This is a genomic window from Streptomyces sp. JLYT201, from assembly GCF_059448825.1.
In genome coordinates, this window is record NZ_CM182551.1 from 2,388,437 (window position 1) to 2,405,025 (window position 16,589).

The 16,589-nt window shown below is 73.8% G+C and carries 14 protein-coding genes; 5 read left to right on the top strand and 9 right to left on the bottom strand.

Annotated features, from left to right (window positions below):
* Positions 1-84 precede the first annotated feature (84 nt).
* Entirely contained in the window at positions 85-1,908 is a 1,824-nt protein-coding gene (locus tag AC5WAM_RS09360) for a gamma-glutamyltransferase family protein (protein ID WP_495522272.1), read from the bottom strand.
* A 158-nt stretch (positions 1,909-2,066) separates the two neighbouring features.
* Here AC5WAM_RS09360 and AC5WAM_RS09365 point away from each other — a divergent pair, with 158 nt between their 5' ends.
* Positions 2,067-2,639, top strand: coding sequence for a DUF4352 domain-containing protein (locus AC5WAM_RS09365; protein WP_495522273.1), 573 nt, complete (start codon positions 2,067-2,069; stop codon positions 2,637-2,639).
* An 82-nt stretch (positions 2,640-2,721) separates the two neighbouring features.
* On the top strand, positions 2,722-3,786 hold the full coding sequence (gene lplAB, locus AC5WAM_RS09370; RefSeq protein ID WP_366793176.1) for a lipoate-protein ligase LplAB: 1,065 nt from the start codon (positions 2,722-2,724) through the stop codon (positions 3,784-3,786).
* Here the strand turns inward: lplAB and AC5WAM_RS09375 are convergent.
* The 6 genes from AC5WAM_RS09375 to AC5WAM_RS09400 form a co-directional block, all read right to left on the bottom strand.
* Positions 3,752-4,465: a DUF4232 domain-containing protein gene (locus AC5WAM_RS09375; RefSeq protein WP_495522274.1), complete on the bottom strand. Its 714-nt coding sequence runs from the start codon at positions 4,463-4,465 to the stop codon at positions 3,752-3,754. The genes lplAB and AC5WAM_RS09375 overlap by 35 nt on opposite strands.
* A 51-nt stretch (positions 4,466-4,516) precedes the next feature.
* Positions 4,517-5,515, bottom strand: a complete 999-nt coding sequence (locus AC5WAM_RS09380; RefSeq protein WP_495522275.1) for a TIGR03842 family LLM class F420-dependent oxidoreductase — start codon at positions 5,513-5,515, stop codon at positions 4,517-4,519.
* A gap of 10 nt (positions 5,516-5,525) precedes the next feature.
* Positions 5,526-6,929 (bottom strand): dihydropyrimidinase, encoded by a 1,404-nt coding sequence (gene hydA, locus AC5WAM_RS09385; protein WP_495522276.1) that lies wholly within the window; start codon positions 6,927-6,929, stop codon positions 5,526-5,528.
* 63 nt (positions 6,930-6,992) lie between these two features.
* Positions 6,993-8,273, bottom strand: coding sequence for an aspartate aminotransferase family protein (locus tag AC5WAM_RS09390; protein WP_495522277.1), 1,281 nt, complete (start codon positions 8,271-8,273; stop codon positions 6,993-6,995).
* Positions 8,270-9,112, bottom strand: coding sequence for a nitrilase-related carbon-nitrogen hydrolase (locus AC5WAM_RS09395; RefSeq protein WP_172386227.1), 843 nt, complete (start codon positions 9,110-9,112; stop codon positions 8,270-8,272). Before AC5WAM_RS09395 ends, AC5WAM_RS09390 begins: the two co-directional genes overlap by 4 nt.
* 196 nt (positions 9,113-9,308) lie before the next feature.
* Entirely contained in the window at positions 9,309-10,934 is a 1,626-nt protein-coding gene (locus AC5WAM_RS09400) for a hypothetical protein (protein ID WP_495522278.1), read from the bottom strand.
* A 465-nt stretch (positions 10,935-11,399) separates the two neighbouring features.
* On the opposite strand from AC5WAM_RS09400, the gene AC5WAM_RS09405 reads away from it, so the two are divergent.
* Complete coding sequence (locus AC5WAM_RS09405) at positions 11,400-12,611, top strand: Cmx/CmrA family chloramphenicol efflux MFS transporter (protein WP_495522279.1); 1,212 nt, start codon at positions 11,400-11,402, stop codon at positions 12,609-12,611.
* On the opposite strand, the gene AC5WAM_RS09410 is transcribed toward AC5WAM_RS09405, so the two are convergent.
* Complete coding sequence (locus AC5WAM_RS09410; protein ID WP_366793184.1) at positions 12,568-12,819, bottom strand: helix-turn-helix domain-containing protein; 252 nt, start codon at positions 12,817-12,819, stop codon at positions 12,568-12,570. The genes AC5WAM_RS09405 and AC5WAM_RS09410 overlap by 44 nt on opposite strands.
* Positions 12,820-12,867: 48 nt before the next feature.
* Between AC5WAM_RS09410 and map the strand changes: the two genes are divergently transcribed.
* Positions 12,868-13,635: a type I methionyl aminopeptidase gene (map, locus tag AC5WAM_RS09415; protein WP_495522280.1), complete on the top strand. Its 768-nt coding sequence runs from the start codon at positions 12,868-12,870 to the stop codon at positions 13,633-13,635.
* A 169-nt stretch (positions 13,636-13,804) separates the two neighbouring features.
* Here map and ggt read toward each other — a convergent pair whose 3' ends face one another.
* Complete coding sequence (ggt, locus tag AC5WAM_RS09420) at positions 13,805-15,691, bottom strand: gamma-glutamyltransferase (protein WP_495522281.1); 1,887 nt, start codon at positions 15,689-15,691, stop codon at positions 13,805-13,807.
* A 104-nt stretch (positions 15,692-15,795) separates the two neighbouring features.
* Here ggt and AC5WAM_RS09425 point away from each other — a divergent pair, with 104 nt between their 5' ends.
* Complete coding sequence (locus AC5WAM_RS09425; RefSeq protein ID WP_495522282.1) at positions 15,796-16,542, top strand: hypothetical protein; 747 nt, start codon at positions 15,796-15,798, stop codon at positions 16,540-16,542.
* Positions 16,543-16,589 lie beyond the last annotated feature (47 nt).

Consider the following 16,589-nt stretch of genomic DNA (forward strand, 5'->3'; position numbering starts at 1 on the left):
GGGTGGAATCAGGATGAAATCGCCCGACGCCGACCCGCATCCCGGTCGACGGCGGACCGGCGGCGGCCCCGGCGGGATCCGGCCTCACCGCCCCACGGCGTACCCCTGCATCCCCCGGGGGTTCGCGGCCGCCGAGAGCACCCCGGTGCGCGGGTCCCGCGCCACCGCGCACAGCCGCCCCTCCGACCACGACTCCCCCACGGTCACGTCGTGCCCCCGCAGGCGCAGCTCCTCGACGACGGCCGGGTCCGTGCGGGACTCCACGGTGACGCTGCCGGGGCGCATCCCGCGCGGGTAGAAGGAGCCGGGGAAGGAGTCGTTGTGCCAGTTCGGGGCGTCGATGGCGCCCTGGAGGTCGAGGCCGCCGCGCACGGTCGCGCGCAGGGCGACGGCCAGGAAGAAGTGCAGCTGCCACTGGTCCTGCTGGTCGCCGCCGGGCGTGCCGAAGGCCAGGACCGGTACGCCGTCCCTGAGCGCGAGGGAGGGCGTCAGGGTGGTGCGGGGGCGGCGGCCCGGGGTGAGCGAGTTGGCCAGGCCCTCCTCCAGCCAGGCCATCTGGAGCCGGGTGCCGAGCGGGAAGCCGAGTTCGGGCACGACGGGGTTGGCCTGGAGCCAGCCGCCGGACGGCGTGGCCGCGACCATGTTGCCCCAGCGGTCGACGACGTCCAGGTGGCAGGTGTCGCCCCGCGTCGCGCCGTCCCGGGCGACGGTGGGCTCCCCGGCGCCCGCGGCGGCGCCGGTGCCCGCCAGGATGCCCTGCGGGTCGTACGGGGACGCGCCGGAGGCGGCCTCCCGCGCGCGGGAGGCCAGTTTCGCCTCCCGCCCGCCCGGGTGCCCGGGCCGCAGCTCGCGGGAGGCCTTCGCCCCGATCAGGGCCCGGCGCTCGGCGTTGTAGGCGGCGGAGAGCAGCGCGTCCAGGGGGACGTCGGCGGCGTCGCCGTACCAGGCCTCGCGGTCCGCCATGGCGAGCTTGCAGCCCTCGACGAGCAGGTGCACGTAGTCGGCCGAGCCGTACGCGGGCAGCTCGTCGGGCAGCAGGGCGAGCTGCTGGAGGAAGGCCGGGCCCTGGCTCCACGGGCCCGCCTTGCACAGCGTCCAGCCCCGCCAGTCGTACGTCACGGGGTCCTCGTACGTCGCCGACCACCCGGCCAGGTCAGTGGCCGTGAGGGTGCCCGGGTGCCGCTTGCCGCTGGTGTCCAGGGTGGGGCGCGCGGCCTGGCGCACCAGGGCCTCGGCGACGAAGCCGGAGCGCCACACCTCGCGGGCGGCCTCGATCTGCGCGACGCGGTCGGTGCCGCCCGCCGCCTCGGCCTCGGCGACCAGGCGCCGCCAGGTGGCGGCGAGGCGGGGGTTGCGGAACAGCTCGCCCGGGGTGGGCGCGGTGCCGCCCGGCAGGTACACCTCCGCCGAGGAGTGCCACTCCGTCTCGAACAGCCGCCGCACCGCCTCGACGGTCCGGCCGACGCCCTCCACGGGCGGATGCCCGTCCTCCGCGTACCCGATGGCGTACGTCAGGACCTCTCCGAGGCGCTTCGTGCCGTGGTCGCGCAGGAGCAGCATCCACGCGTCGAAGGCACCGGGCACGGCCGCGGCCAGCGGCCCGGTGCCGGGCACCAGGTCCAGGCCCAGCTCGTCCCGGTAGTGCGCGACGGTCGCCCCGGCGGGCGCGACGCCCTGCCCGCACAGCACCCGCACGGGCCCGCCCGCGGGCGCCAGGATGATCGGCACCTCCCCCGCGGGCCCGTTCAGATGCGGCTCGACGACATGCAGCACGAACCCCGCGGCCACAGCCGCGTCATACGCGTTCCCCCCGTCCTCCAGAACAGCCATCGCGGACTGCGAGGCGAGCCAGTGCGTGGAGGACACCATGCCGAAAGTGCCCTGAAGAGTAGGCCGCGACGTGAACATGCCCGGCAGGCTAGCGCCGCCCCGTCCGCCTGGCACCAGGCCCTGAAACCCGGATGCCCGGGGACCGCCACGGGCCGGGGCTGGGTAATCGCCACGAAAGGGAGGATCGTGGACAGGAGAGATCGCTCGTGGGGGGATCGTGACCCCAGGAGGAGGCCATGCGTACCGTAACTCTCCCACTACTGGCCGCACTCGCGTTTCTCGTCCCGGGCAGCGCGGTCGCGGTCGAGGCCTCGGCGGCACCACCGGTCGCGGCGGCGTCCGCGGTCGCGCCCGTGCAGCGGCCCTTCGCCGCTCCGTCGGCCGCAGCCCTCGGCACCACGCTCTCGCTCAGCGGAATCCAGAGCGGCGAGCGGCTCGACGTCACCGCGCTGAAGGTGGTCGATCCCGCGACCGGCGCGAACGCGTACCTCGGTCCCGATCCCGGCAACCGCTTCGTCGCCGTCCGGTTCCGGCTCGAGAACACGGGCGACGGGCCGTACAAGGACAGCCCCTCCAACGGCGCGCAGCTCATCGACACGGACGGGCAGCGGTTCGACGCGAGCTGGGTCGCCGAGACCACCGCCGGACCGTCCTTCCCGGGCTCCGTCACCCTCTCGTCCGGAGACACCGCGCTGGGGTACGTCACCTTCGAGCTGCCCCGCACGGCACGGCCCGAGAAGGTCCAGTTCGCCATGGACAGCGGCTTCTCCGACGACGTCGGCGTATGGGACCTGACCGCCACGCGGTGACCGAGGGCTCGCCCCGGTTACCGTTGAGCGGAGCCCGACGACGGGCTGGTGCTGGATGCCCCAGGGGCAGGGAAGGTGTGCGGTGCACGGCGAATACAAGGTCCCGGGCGGCAAGCTGGTGGTCGTCGACCTCGACGTCGAGGACGGACTCCTCCGGAACGTGCGCGTGGCCGGGGACTTCTTTCTTGAGCCCGATGAGGCGATCCTCGCCATCGACGCCGCGTTGGAGGGGGCTCCGGGGGACACGGACGCCGGCGGGCTCGCCGCGCGGGTGGAGGCGGCGGTGCCCGCGGGGACCGTCATGTACGGGCTGACGGCGGAGGGCGTCGCGATCGCCGTGCGGCGGGCGCTCGCGCATGCCACGGACTGGACGGACTACGACTGGCAGCTCGTCCACGAGGGGCCGCAGCAGCCCGCGCTGCACATGGCGCTCGACCAGGTCATCACGGAGGAGGTCGCCGCCGGGCGCCGGCCGCCGACGCTGCGGGTGTGGGAGTGGGGCGCGCCCTCGGTGATCATCGGCAGCTTCCAGTCGCTGCGCAACGAGGTGGACCCCGAGGGTGCGGCCCGGCACGGCATCGACGTGGTGCGGCGGATCTCCGGCGGCGGCGCGATGTTCGTGGAGCCGGGCAACACCATCACGTACTCGCTGTCCGTCCCCGACGCCCTCGTGCAGGGCCTGTCGTTCCAGGACAGCTACGCCTACCTCGACGACTGGGTGCTCGGCGCGCTCGGCGACATGGGCGTCAAGGCCTGGTACCAGCCGCTGAACGACATCGCCACGGACGCCGGGAAGATCGCGGGCGCCGCGCAGAAGCGGATGGTCGGCCCCGAGGGCGGCCCGGGGGCGGTCCTGCACCACGTGACCATGGCCTACGACATCGACGCCGACAAGATGCTCGACGTCCTGCGCATCGGCCGCGAGAAGCTCTCCGACAAGGGCACGAAGAGCGCCAAGAAGCGCGTGGACCCGCTGCGCCGCCAGACCGGCCTGCCGCGTGAGGCCGTCATCGAGCGGATGGTCGACTCCTTCCGCGGGCGGTACGGCCTGACGGCGGGCAAGGTCACCGAAGGGGAGCTGGCCCGCGCGCAGGAGCTCGCGCGGACGAAGTTCAGCTCGCCGGAGTGGACGGCGCGGGTCCCGTAGGCCGCCCCGCGCCGGACTCGGCTGCCGCCGCCTTCCGCCAGGCCGTCGTGCCGATGCGGCCCGTGCTGCCGAGGTCGATGCCGCCGTCCGGGGCGATGGTCTGCGCGGGCCTGCCGGGGACCGGCAGCACCTGGAGGCGGGCGCCGTTGACGGGGTCCTCGGTGGTGTTGGCGTAGGTGTTGCGCCACACCACCCCCGCGGTCGCCGACTCGCCGTGCCGCAGTGTCACGGGGTGCGGCCCGGGGTCTTCCACGCCGGTGGTGATGGCCTGCGCGCCCCGCAGGCTGTGGACGTCGAAGGCGGTGCCGTCCGCGGCGAGGACCTGGAGCGTCGGGTAGCCGTCGAGGCGGTAGGTGCCGGTGCCGCAGTGGGTGAGCCACACCGTCATGGCCCGCAGGCCCATCGCGCTGTCGACGGGGCCCGGTTCGAGCAGGGTGCCGGTCTTGCCGGTGCAGTCGCGCGAGGGCTGCGCAGGCCGCTCCGCCGGTCCCGCCCCATGGCGCGGGGCATCGGGATCGAGCGAGTCGGCGGTCACCGGGTGCGAGGGCACGCCTGCCCCGGGGCCGCCGCCCCGCCCGTCGTCCCCGCCGCTCCCGTCCTGGCGCCCGCAGCCGGAGGCGAGCAGGGCGACGGCGACGGCACCGAGCGCGGCGGCGCGCCCCGGGGATATGCGGCTCATGGCGGGATCATGCCACGCCCGGCGCCGTGCGCACGGCGGCTCGTGGCGGGGTCAGGTCAGGGCCGGGATGACCTCCGCGCCATAGGCGTCGATGACCTCCTCGCGGGCGTCGTGCATGGCGTACAGGGCGAACTGGTCGACGCCGAGGTCCTTGAGGGCGCGCAGCTTCTCGATGTGCGCGGCGGCGGGCCCGATCAGGCAGAAGCGGTCGACGATCTCGTCGGGCACGAAGGTGGTGTCGGGGTTCCCGGCCCGCCCGTGGTGGCTGTAGTCGTAGCCCTCGCGTTCCTTGATGTACGCGGTGAGGGCCTCGGGAACGTTCGCGGAGTGCTCGCCGTACTTGGCGACGAGGTCGGCGACGTGGTTGCCGACCATGCCGCCGAACCAGCGGCACTGCTCGCGCGCGTGCGCCACGTCGGCGCTGACGTACGCGGGCGCGGCCACGCAGATCTTGACGGCCGAAGGGTCGCGTCCGGCGGCCGCGGCCGCGTCCCGTACGGCCTTGACCATCCACTCGGTCAGATAGGGGTCGGCGAGCTGGAGGATGAACCCGTCGGCCTTCTCGCCGGTGAGCGCGAGCGCCTTCGGGCCGTACGCGGCCATCCACACGGGGAGCTTGCCGTTCTTGATCCACGGGATGCGCAGGGCCTGCCCGCCGACGTCGGCCTCGCGGCCCTCGGCGAGGTCGCGGATCACCTCGATCGCCTCGCCGAGCCGGGCGAGCGTGTGGGGCTTGCGGCCCGCGACGCGCATCGCGGAGTCACCGCGGCCGATGCCGCACACGGTGCGGTTGCCGAACATGTCGTTGAGCGTCGCGAAGGTGGAGGCGGTGACTTCCGGGGTGCGGGTGCCCGGGTTGGTGACCATGGGGCCGACGATCAGCTCCTGGGTGTGCTCCAGGATCTGGCTGTAGATCACGAAGGGTTCCTGCCACAGGACGGCCGAGTCGAAGGTCCAGCCGTAGCCGAAGCCGTTCTGTTCGGCGCGCCGCATCAGGCCGACGACCTCGGACGCGGGCGGGTCGGTCTGCAGGACGAGTCCGAAATCCACGGGGTGCCTCCTAGTTCAGGTACTGACAGGTCGCGCGGGGCGTGTAGACGCCGTGCCCGGCGCGCCCGGTGAACGTGCGCTGGTCGATGACCGGTTCGCCGCGCGACAGGACCGTCTCGACGCGGCCGGTGATCCGCTTCCCCTCGTACGCCGAGTAGTCGACGTTCATGTGGTGGGTCTCGGCGGAGAGCACCTGGGTGGCGGCCGGGTCGTAGACGACGACGTCGGCGTCCGCGCCGGGCGCGATGGTGCCCTTCTTCGGATAGAGGCCGAACATGCGCGCGGGCGTGGCGCAGGCGATCTCGATCCAGCGGCGGCGGCTGATGTGCCCGTCGACGACGGCCTGGTGGAGCAGGTCCATGCGGTTCTCGACGCCCGGCAGGCCGTTCGGGATCTTCGAGAAGTCGCCGCGGCCCAGCTCCTTCTGGCCGGTGAAGCAGAAGGGACAGTGGTCGGTGGACACCACCTGGAGGTCGTTGGTGCGCAGGCCGCGCCAGAGCGCGGCCTGGTGCTCGCGCGGCCGCAGCGGCGTCGAGCACACGTACTTGGCGCCTTCGAAGCCGGGCTCGGCGAGGTTGTCGGTGGACAGGAACAGATACTGCGGGCAGGTCTCGCCGAAGACGGGCAGGCCCTTGTCGCGGGCGGTCACGAGCTCGGCGACGGCTTCCTCGGCGGAGACGTGCACGACGTACAGGGGGGCGCCCGCGACCCGGGCGAGCTGGATCGCGCGGTGCGTCGCCTCGGCCTCCAGGAGGACCTTCCTGACCTCGCCGTGGTAGCGGGGGTCGGTCTCGCCGCGCTGGAGGGCCTGTTCGACCAGGACGTCGATGGCGATGCCGTTCTCGGCGTGCATCATGATCAGGCCGCCGTTGGCCGCGGAGCGCTGCATGGCGCGCAGGATCTGTCCGTCGTCGCTGTAGAAGACCCCCGGGTAGGCCATGAACAGCTTGAAGGACGTGATGCCCTCCTCCACGAGGAGGTCCATCTCCTTCAGGGTCCGCTCGTTGACGTCGGAGAGGATCATGTGGAAGGCGTAGTCGATCGCGCACTTGCCGTCGGCCTTCGCGTACCAGGCGTCCAGGCCCGAGCGCAGGGACCGGCCCATGCTCTGCACGGCGAAGTCCACGATGGTGGTAGTGCCGCCCCAGGCGGCGGCGCGGGTGCCGGTCTCGAAGGAGTCCGACGCGAAGGTGCCGCCGAAGGGGAGTTCCATGTGCGTGTGGGCGTCCACGCCGCCCGGGATGACGTACTTCTCGCTCGCGTCGATGACGCGGTCCGCGGTCCAGGCCGCCGCGGCCTCGGTGCCGCGGGCGGCGAGCGCGGCGATCCGGCCGTCCTCGACGAGCACGTCGGCGTGGAGTTCCTCGGCGGCGGTGACGACGAGGCCGCCGCGGATCAGGGTGCGGGTGCTCATGGTGGTGCGCTCCCTTTCGTACGGGGGTGACGGGCGTCGGCGGCGGGCGGGCGCGGGTGCGAACTAGACCTCCTGAAGGGCCCGTTCGAGGATCGCCGCGCCCTCTTCCGCCTCGGCGACGGTGAGGGTCAGCGGTGGCGCGATCCGCAGCACGCTGGTGTTGTGGCCACCGCCCTTGCCGATGAGGAGACCGCCCTCGCGGGCCGCTTCGAGGACGGCGGTGGCCGCTTCCGGGTGGGCCTCGTCGGTACCGGGCCTGACCAGCTCGACGCCGATCATCAGGCCGCGGCCGCGCACCTCGCGGACGCAGGGCAGCTGGGCGCAGATCGCCCGCAGGCGCTCGATGAGCAGCCCGCCGACCCGGCGCGCGTTGCCCTGGAGGTCGTGTTCGAGCAGGTACGTGAGGTTGGCCAGGCCCGCGGCCATCGTCACCGGGGAGCCGCCGAAGGTGGAGATGGAGTTGGCGTCCAGGCAGTTCATGACCTCGGCGCGGCCGACGACGCCGCCGATCGACATGCCGTTGCCGATGCCCTTGGCGAAGGTGAGCAGGTCCGGCGGGCCCGAGCGGGCGTGCGCCTGCCAGCCCCAGAAGTGGTCGCCGGTGCGGCCCCAGCCGGTCTGCACCTCGTCGGCGATCCACAGGGCGCCGTGTTCCTCCAGCACCTCGCGGAAGGCCCCGTACAGGCCGTCGGGCGGCGAGGTGAAGCCGCCGACGCCCTGGATCGGCTCGGCGATCAGCGCGGCGACGCCGCGGGTCTGGCCGAGCATGTCCCTGAGGTCCGCCACGCACGCCTCGGTGAACTCGGCGTCGCTCAGGGCCGCGTAGGGGCCGCGGGTGCGCACGCCGCCGTGGACGTAGAGCGTCTGGAGCGGGGAGAGGCTGGTGGGCGACCAGGAGCGGTTGCCGGTGATGCCGACGGCCGAGAAGGAGCGGCCGTGGTAGCTGTTGCGCATCGCCAGGATCTGGTTCGAGCCGCGGTGGGCGGTGGCGAGCAGCAGCGCCGCGTCGTTCGCCTCCGTGCCGGACGTCGTGAAGAACACGCGCGCGTCCGGGATGCCGGAGAGCGCGGCGACGCGCTCGGCGAGCTCCACCATCGGGCGGTTCAGATACAGCGTCGAGCTGTGGATGATGCGGCCCGCCTGCTCGGCGACGGCCTTGGTGACCTCGGGCAGCGCGTGCGCGGTCATGGTGGTGAGGATGCCGCCGAAGAAGTCCAGGTAGCGCCGCCCCTGGGCGTCCCAGACGTGGCGGCCCTCGCCGTGGGTGAGCTCGATCGGCTCGCCGTAGTAGAGCGCGAGCCAGTCGGGCAGGACGGCCTTGTGCCGGGTGTGCAGGTCCTTCACGGCTTGACCAGCCCTTCGTACGCGTCCGGGCGGCGGTCCCGGTAGAACGCCCACTGCTCGCGGACCTCGTCGATCAGGTCGAAGTCCAGGTCGCGCACGAGGAGCTCCTCCGTCTTGTCGCTCGCCGTCTCGCCGACGAACTGCCCGCGCGGGTCCACGAAGTAACTCGTGCCGTAGAAGTCGTTGTCCCCGTACTCCTCCTGGCCGACGCGGTTGATCGCGGCGACGAAGTACTCGTTGGCGACCGCGGCGGCGGGCTGCTCCAGCTGCCACAGATAGCCGGACAGGCCGCGCGAGGTGGCCGACGGGTTGTAGACGAGCTGGGCGCCGTTCAGGCCCAACTGCCGCCAGCCCTCGGGGAAGTGCCGGTCGTAGCAGATGTAGACGCCGACGCGGCCGACGGCGGTGTCGAAGACCGGCCAGCCGAGGTTGCCCGGGCGGAAGTAGAACTTCTCCCAGAATCCCTTGACTTGGGGGATGTGGTGCTTGCGGTACTTGCCGAGGTAGCTGCCGTCGGCGTCGATCACGGCCGCGGTGTTGTAGTAGAAGCCGGACTGCTCGACCTCGAAGACGGGCACGACGATCACCATGCCGGTCTCGCGGGCCAGGTCCCGCATCCGGCGCGTGGTCGGCCCGTCGGGCACCGGCTCCGCCCAGCGGTAGTGCTCCTTCTCCTGGACCTGGCAGAAGTACGGCGCGTTGAAGACCTCTTGGAAGCCGATCACCTTGGCGCCCTGCCTGGCGGCCTCGCGGGCGTGCTCCTCATGCTTGGCGATCATGGATTCGGTGTCGCCGGTCCAGGTCGCCTGGACGAGTGCGGCGCGTACGACGTTGACCATGAGCTGTGCTCCTTCGACAGGACGTCAGAGAGCCTCTACGCCCGTAGACTTGGTGCGTAGACAGACGAACGTAAGCCCCATGGACGGCCTTGCCAAGACCATCGCCTCAACGCGGCGGAGTCGATCTTGTTTCATGGGCCACCGATCACCCGAGCGGGTGCGGGACGGACGGCCGCGCCCGCCGCGCGGGCGGGGCTCAGGTGGTGAAGCCCGCGACGCGCAGCGCGTGCACGAGGTCCCAGTGGTGCGCGTCGGAGACCCCCTTGGCCATCTCCAGGAGCAGCGGGACGAGCCGCTGCGCGTCGGCGTGCGCGCAGGCCGCGACGTCCTCGGGGCTGCGCACGCGCACGTACGCGTCAAGGAGCGCGCGGGCCTCGCGTTCGCGCCCGGCGTCCAGGAGCGCGAGCAGCGACTCGGCGATCTCCGGGGCGGGCCGGGCCACGCCCTGGCGCAGGAGCTTGCGGCAGTCGTCGGCGCGGCCCGCGCCCGCGAGCGCGTCGGCGACGGCCACGAGGCGGTCGGGCGGCAGCGAGGCGGCCTCCCACAGCAGGGTCGCCCAGTCGGCCGCGAGGCCCGCGTGGTGCAGCTCGTCGGCGAACAGCGGCAGCCGCGCGGCGGGCCACCCGGCCGCCTCCACGAGCACGCCGTGCGCCTCGCCGCTGCGGCCCTCGCCGCGCAGCCGGATGAGGGCCTTGACCGCGTCGACGGTGGCGCGCTCGTCGGCCGCGGCGCCGTCCGGGGCTGCCGACGGCTCCGGGTGCGCCCGCGGCGGCGCGTCGACGGCCTGGACGTAGCGGGCGCCGCGCGGGATGCCCGGGGCGGCCTCCGCGGTCGGCGCGGCGACCGGCCCGGCCGTGTCGTCGCCCGCGCCGTCGAGGCCCGCGAACCGGGCGCCGCGCGGGCGCCGCCGCACCCCGAGCCGGGAGCGGCCGGGCTGGGCGGGAACCCGCGGGGCCACGTCCTGGCCGGGCGCGCGCTCGGCGTCCCTGCGGGGCGGGCCGGGGTCCTCGGGGGTCTGGGGGTGACCGTAGGCGGTGTCGTGGCCGTCCGTGCCGTAGGCGGCGGCGCGGCCGTCACGGTCGTACGCCTCCGCACGGCCGTCGCCGTCGTAGGGGTAGCCGGAGGAGAGCGCGCGGCCGTCACCGTCGTCGTTGGAGGGGAACGCGCGGCCGTCGCCGTCGTAGCCGGAGGAGAGCGCGCGGCCGTCGTCGGACGCGCCGCCCTGACCGTCGTACGCGCCGCCCCGGTCGGCGGCGGCGCGGGGCTCGGCCGCGGTGCCGGACGGGTCGGCGGGGAACTCCCTGACGTCGAAGTCCCCGCCGTCCGAGGGGGCGCCGCCGAAGTCCACCCAGCGCGGCGCCCGCGCCCGGTCGAGCCGCTCCATGCGTCGGCGCAGCTCGCCGCAGCGCGCCGCGGCGCGCTCGTGGTCGTCGCGCACCCAGGCCAGGTCCAGATGGATGCGGTCCACCTCGTCGGGCGTCGCGGCGAGGGCGAGGGCGCGGGCGAGCTCCTGTTCCCGCTCGACCGCGAACCGCTGCTCCTGGAGCATCATGTCGAGCCGGTCGCTGAGGAGTTCACGGCCGCCGGGGCGGTCGTCGTGCGCCGCCACGGACGCCGCGTGCAGCGACCGGGCGCGGCCGGTCTCCGCCTGCGCGACCTCCACGCCGACGTCGGCCGCGAGGTCGTGCAGCAGCGCCTGCACCACGTCCCAGGGCGGCACCTCGGTGCCGTCGAGGCAGGCCCGCATGCCGTCGGGGTCGCGGGACCAGAACACGCCGCACCACCCGGCGCTCTGGTCGAGGCGCGCCAGGAGGTCGTTCAAGTATCGTGCGAACTCCCTTATTCGTTCCGGGAGTTGTCCCACTGCCATCGTCGGGCACCGTCCCCTGGGAGACTAGGGTCTGCCGGTCCGGAAGATAACACCAGACGCGTTACGGGACGGCTACACGTGGTTTTCCGGAGCCCTCGTTAATTACGTGGACGTGCGGCGGGAAGCGTGGCTAGTCTGCGCACATGTCCAGTCCCGAAGCCGACAGACGCCGGCCACCGGCGCGCTCCGGTGGCCTCGCCCCTGATCCGAGCCGAGCCGGCTGATCCGAGCCGACTGAGTCGAGTCGGCCGAGCCGAGTCGGCCGACACCGCGTAGCAGCCCCGCACGGGGCTCCGCGGCGGCCATGCCCCGGGACCACCACCGCGCCGCAGTCACGGACCTTTCCCCTTTCCCCAACCACCTCGTGGGCCGTTCGCCGTGCCCACGCCGTGGCTGACGTGGCTCTGGAGTCCCGCTGTGCCGTTGGTCCTCTATTTGCTCGCCCTCGCCGTGTTCGCCCAGGGCACGTCCGAGTTCATGCTGTCCGGCCTGGTGTCGGACATCGCCGCCGACATGGACGTGTCGGTTTCCGCCGCAGGCATGCTGACCTCGGCGTTCGCCGTGGGAATGGTCGTCGGGGCGCCACTGATGGCGGTCCTGAGCCTGCGCTGGTCGCGCCGCCGCACGCTCCTCGCCTTCCTGGTGGCCTTCCTCCTCGCCCACGTGGTGGGCGCGCTCACCACGAGCTACGGCGTCCTGCTGGCCACCCGGGTCGTCGGCGCGCTCGCCAACGCCGGGTTCCTCGCGGTGGCGCTCGCGACCGCGACGGGCCTGGTCGCGCCGGACGCCAAGGGCCGGGCGACGTCGGTGCTGCTCGGCGGCACCACCCTCGCGTGCGTCGCGGGCGTGCCGGGTGGCGCGCTGCTCGGCCAGCTCTGGGGGTGGCGCGCCGCGTTCTGGGCGGTGGCCCTGGTGACGCTGCCCGCCGTCGTCGCGGTGGCGCGCTCCGTGCCGTCGGACTCCCCCGGCGGCGCACCGACGAGCGCGCGCTCGGAGCTGGCCGCCCTGCGCGCCCCGCGCCTGCTGGTGACACTGCTGCTCGGCACGCTCGTGAACGGCGCCACGTTCTGCGCCTTCACCTATCTCGAACCGCTCGCCACGCACGTCGCCGGGGTCGGGGACGCCTGGATGCCCGGCCTTCTCGCGCTGTTCGGGCTCGGCTCCTTCGCCGGGGTCACGCTCGGCGGGCGCGTGGCCGACAGCCGTCCGCTGCCGCTGCTCGTGGCCGGTTCGCTCGCGCTGCTCGCGGGGTGGGCGGCCTTCGCCCTGACCGCCCAGCACACCGCGGCGACCGTGGCGTTCGCCTTCGTCCAGGGCACGCTGTCGTTCGCGGTGGGCTCCACGCTGATCGCCCGCGCGCTGTACGCGGCGACGGCGGCGCCCACCCTGGGCGGGGCCTTCGCCACGGCGGCGCTCAACATCGGCGCGGCGGTGGGGCCCTGGGCCGGGGGCAGGGCGATCGACGCCGGGCTCGGCTACCGCTCGCCGCTGTGGGTCAGCGCCGCGCTGACGGCGCTCGCGCTCGCGGCGGGGGGCGGCGCGGCCCTCCTGGCCCGCCGCTCGGCGCGGGTCCGCCCCGCGGGCCTCACACCGGGACCAGGGCGCACGCCCGCGCCACCTCGTCCATAGACAGTTCGAGGGTCACCGCGAGCGCCGCGACCGTGAAGAACGCGGGCGTCGGCGCCCGGCCCGTCTCGATCTTGCGGAGCGTCTCCGCGGAGATGCCGGCGCTCGCGGCGACCTCCACCATGCTCCGCGCGCCACGCGCCTCCCGCAGCAGTCGGCCGAGCCGCTCACCGCGCTCGCGCTCTTCGGGGGTCAGAGGAGTGCGCACCATGGCGCCAGTCTACGCGCACCCCATTCAAATACCGGTATAGTAATTGGCATGGTGGAACTCAAGACAGACACATCGATCGACGCGATGCGGGAAGCGGGGCGCGTGGTCGCACGGGCCCTGGCCGCGGTGCGGGCCGCGGCGAGCGTCGGCGTCAGCCTGCGCGACCTGGACGACGTGGCGCACCAGGTGCTCAAGGACGCGGGCGCGACGTCCCCCTTCCTGCACTACCACCCGGAGTTCGCCCCGGTCCCCTTCCCCGCCACGCTCTGCGCCTCGGTGAACGACGCGATCGTGCACGGCATCCCGGACGACTACCGCCTGCGCGACGGCGACCTGCTCTCCGCCGACTTCGGCGCGCACCTCGGCGGCTGGGCGGGCGACTCCGCGATCAGCTTCATCGTGGGCACGCCCCGCCCCGCGGACGTCCGCCTGATCGAGACCGCCGAGCGCGCCCTCCAGGCGGGCATCGACGCGGCGGTGGTGGGAAACAGGATCGGGGACATCGCCCACGCCATCGGCACCGTCTGCCGCGCCGCGGGGTACGGCATCCCGGACGGCTTCGGCGGCCACGGCATCGGCCGCCAGATGCACGAGGACCCCTCCGTGCCGAACGAGGGGCGGCCGGGCCGCGGCATGCCCCTGCGCCACGGCATGGTGCTCGCCATCGAGCCGATGGTGATCGGCGGCGGCAAGGACGGCTTCCACGCCGCCCCGGACGGCTGGACGCTGCGCACGGACGACGGCAGCCGCGCCGCCCACGCGGAGCACACGGTGGCCATCACGGACGCGGGGCCGCGCATCCTGACCGCCCTCTGACCGCCGCCCGCACGAGCCCCTGCGGCCCGCCTGAGCAACTCGTACGACGCACGGGCCCCGGGGGGGCCGTACGGGCACACCCCGCTCCACGGCAGCGGCGCGTACGAGCACGGGGCCCGCACCGCCCAGTGAGCGGTGCGGGCCCCATGCACACGGTGGCCGAGCGGCTCTAGGAGCTCGGGCGCACCACCATCGCCGATCCGCCGCCCCGGCGCTCCGGCTCCGCCGCGGCGAGCCACTTGCCGCCGGGCAGCCGCTGGACGCCGGTCGCCGCCCCGATCTCCGGGTTCTGCTTGAAGGAGTGGCCGAGCGCCTCCAGGTCGCGCCGCAGCGGGCTGTCCCACAGGCCGGGCTCCAGCTCCGTCTGCGCGGCGTTGCGCTGACTGGCGCGCGGCGCCGCGATCGCGTCGACCAGCTCCAGGCCCCGGTCCAGGAAGCCGGTCAGGGTCTGCAGGACCGTCGTCACGATGGTCGCGCCGCCGGGCGAGCCGAGCGCGACGACCGGCTCGCGGTCCTCGTCGAGCACGATGGTCGGCGCGATCGACGAGCGCGGCCGCTTGCCGGGCCCCGGCAGGTTCGGGTCGTGCACGCCGGGCCGGGCGGGCGCGAAGGAGAAGTCGGTCAGCTCGTTGTTCAGCAGGAAGCCGCGCCCGGGCACGGTGATGCCGCTGCCGCCGGTGGACTCGATGGTGAGGGTGTAGGCGACGACGTTGCCCCACTTGTCGGCCGCCGTCAGATGGGTGGTGTTCTCGCCCTCGTACGTCGTCGGGGCCGCCTTGCCGCCGCTGGCGCAGGGCTGCGGGTCGCGCGGGTCACCGGGCGCCACGGGGCTCTTGAGCACCGCGTCGTCCTTGATGAGGCAGGCGCGGGAGTTCGCGAACCGCTGCGAGAGCAGCTGCTTGGTGGGGACGTCCTCGAAGTCGGGGTCTCCCACCCAGCGCCCCCGGTCGGCGAACGCCACCCGGCTCGCCTCGATGAAGCGGTGCAGATAGCGCGCCTTGCTCACGCGCGCGAGGTCGCCGCGCTCCAGGATGTTGAGGGCCTCGCCGACCGTCGTGCCGCCGGACGTCGACGGGGCCATCGAGTAGACCCCGAGGCCGCGGTACGTGGTCTTCGACGGGGCCTGCTCCTTGACCTCGTAGGCGCGCAGGTCCTTCATCGACAGGTCACCGGCGCGCGCGTTGCGCCCCGAGGCCGGGTCCACCGGCGGCTTGTTGACCGTCCGTACGAAGTCCTTGCCGATGTCGCCCCGGTACAGCGCGCCGATGCCCTCGCGCCGCAGCTCGGCGTAGGTGCGCGCGAGGTCCGGGTTCTTGAACGTGGAGCCGACGACCGGCAGCTTGCCGCCCGGCAGGAACAGCTCCGCCGTGTCCGGGAAGTCCTTGAAGCGCGCCTGGTTGGCCTCGGTCTGCGCGCGGAACGTCCGGTCCACCGTGAAGCCGTCGCGGGCGAGGCGCTCGGCGGGCCGCAGGAGCGTGCCGAGCCGTTCGCTGCCCCAGTTGTCGAGCGCGGCCTTCCAGGTGGCCGGGGTGCCGGGCGTGCCCACGCCGAGGCCGCTGGTCTGGGCGTCCGCGAACGGCAGGGGCTTGCCGTCCTCCAGGAAGAGGTCGGCGTCCGCGGTGCGCGGGGCCGTCTCGCGCCCGTCGAGCGTGTGCACCTTCCGCGTCTTCGCGTCGTAGTACACGAAGTACCCGCCGCCGCCGACGCCCGCCGAGTACGGCTCGGTGACACCGAGCGCGGCGGCCGTGGCGACGGCCGCGTCCACGGCGTTGCCGCCCTTCTTCAGGACCTCGATGCCGGCGGCGGACGCGTCCGCGTCGACGCTCGCGACGGCCCCGCCGTAGCCGACCGCCTCGGGCACCTTCTGCGGAGTCCCGGACGCACCGGCCGTACGGGCCGAATCCGGTCTTGTGCCCGCTTGGGCATGTGTGGCCGCTTCGGCCGCAGTGCCCGGTTCCGCTGTGCGCGAAGGCGAAGGGGGCGCGGCCGCACCGACCGTCACCAATACCCCGCCCACCGCCAATAGCGTCAGATTCCGTACCACGTCATGCCGCATGAACACCTCCGGTCAACAACCCTCCGCGCAGCGTAACTTCGCGCCCCGTCCCGGGCCACGGCGCCTCCCGAGGTGGCCGGGGACGGCCGCTAGCATGCGCGCCCATGACTGACGACGTACGCCTTCTCGTCCTCGGCCCCGGCGCGGCCGTCGTGAGCGCGGCCCTGGCCCTGTACGCCCGCGCGTACCTGGCGCGGCGCAGGCTGCGGCGCAAGCGGGCGTTCTTCGGGCTGCCCGAGCACTCCGAGGCGCTGTTCGTCGTGAACCGCGAGGCGGGCGGCCCGGAGCTGACCGTGACCCGGCACGACGTGCTCTCCCTGCTCGAACTCTCCGCCGTGGTGAAGGACTGCGGCGCGCACACCCGGCTCGTCGCCCACGACGCCGCCCAGCAGGGCTTCGGCGAGCGCACCGAGTTCTGCCTCGGCAACCCCGCGATCCACCGCCGGATGGCCGCGCACATGCACTCGCTGCTGCCCGGCGTGCGGGTGAACGCCGACCCGGAGCCGGGCCCGGACCGCGGCGCCTTCCAGATCGGCGGCGAGCGCTACCGCATGGAGGCGGGCATCGCGGAGTACGTGCTGCTCGCGCGGCTCACCGCCGGACAGGACGCGCGGCCCGTGTTCCTCTTCTGCGGCCAGCGCGCGATCACCAACCAGGCGGCCACCCGCTATCTCGCCCGCCACCACGAGCGCCTGGCGCGCAAGCACGGCGGCTCCTTCGTCCTGCTCCTGAAGGTCGTGAACTCCCAGGCGTACGGCCCGGACGTCGTCGAGCTGGTCGGGGAGATGACCCACGCCGCCCGGGAACCGCTGCCGGCGCAGTCCACGCGCAGCTCACATCGCGCCAAGTGAGCAAACGTTCACGGAACGCAAGGCCCGTATAACACTTCCATGACGCA

Coding starts and splice junctions, on each gene's coding strand:
- AC5WAM_RS09360 (WP_495522272.1), bottom strand. CDS start 1,908: ATGTTCACGTCGCGGCCTACTCTTCAGGGCACTTTCGGCATGGTGTCC.
- AC5WAM_RS09365 (WP_495522273.1), top strand. CDS start 2,067: ATGCGTACCGTAACTCTCCCACTACTGGCCGCACTCGCGTTTCTCGTC.
- AC5WAM_RS09375 (WP_495522274.1), bottom strand. CDS start 4,465: ATGAGCCGCATATCCCCGGGGCGCGCCGCCGCGCTCGGTGCCGTCGCC.
- hydA (WP_495522276.1), bottom strand. CDS start 6,929: ATGAGCACCCGCACCCTGATCCGCGGCGGCCTCGTCGTCACCGCCGCC.
- AC5WAM_RS09395 (WP_172386227.1), bottom strand. CDS start 9,112: ATGGTCAACGTCGTACGCGCCGCACTCGTCCAGGCGACCTGGACCGGC.
- AC5WAM_RS09410 (WP_366793184.1), bottom strand. CDS start 12,819: ATGGTGCGCACTCCTCTGACCCCCGAAGAGCGCGAGCGCGGTGAGCGG.
- map (WP_495522280.1), top strand. CDS start 12,868: ATGGTGGAACTCAAGACAGACACATCGATCGACGCGATGCGGGAAGCG.
- ggt (WP_495522281.1), bottom strand. CDS start 15,691: ATGCGGCATGACGTGGTACGGAATCTGACGCTATTGGCGGTGGGCGGG.
- AC5WAM_RS09425 (WP_495522282.1), top strand. CDS start 15,796: ATGACTGACGACGTACGCCTTCTCGTCCTCGGCCCCGGCGCGGCCGTC.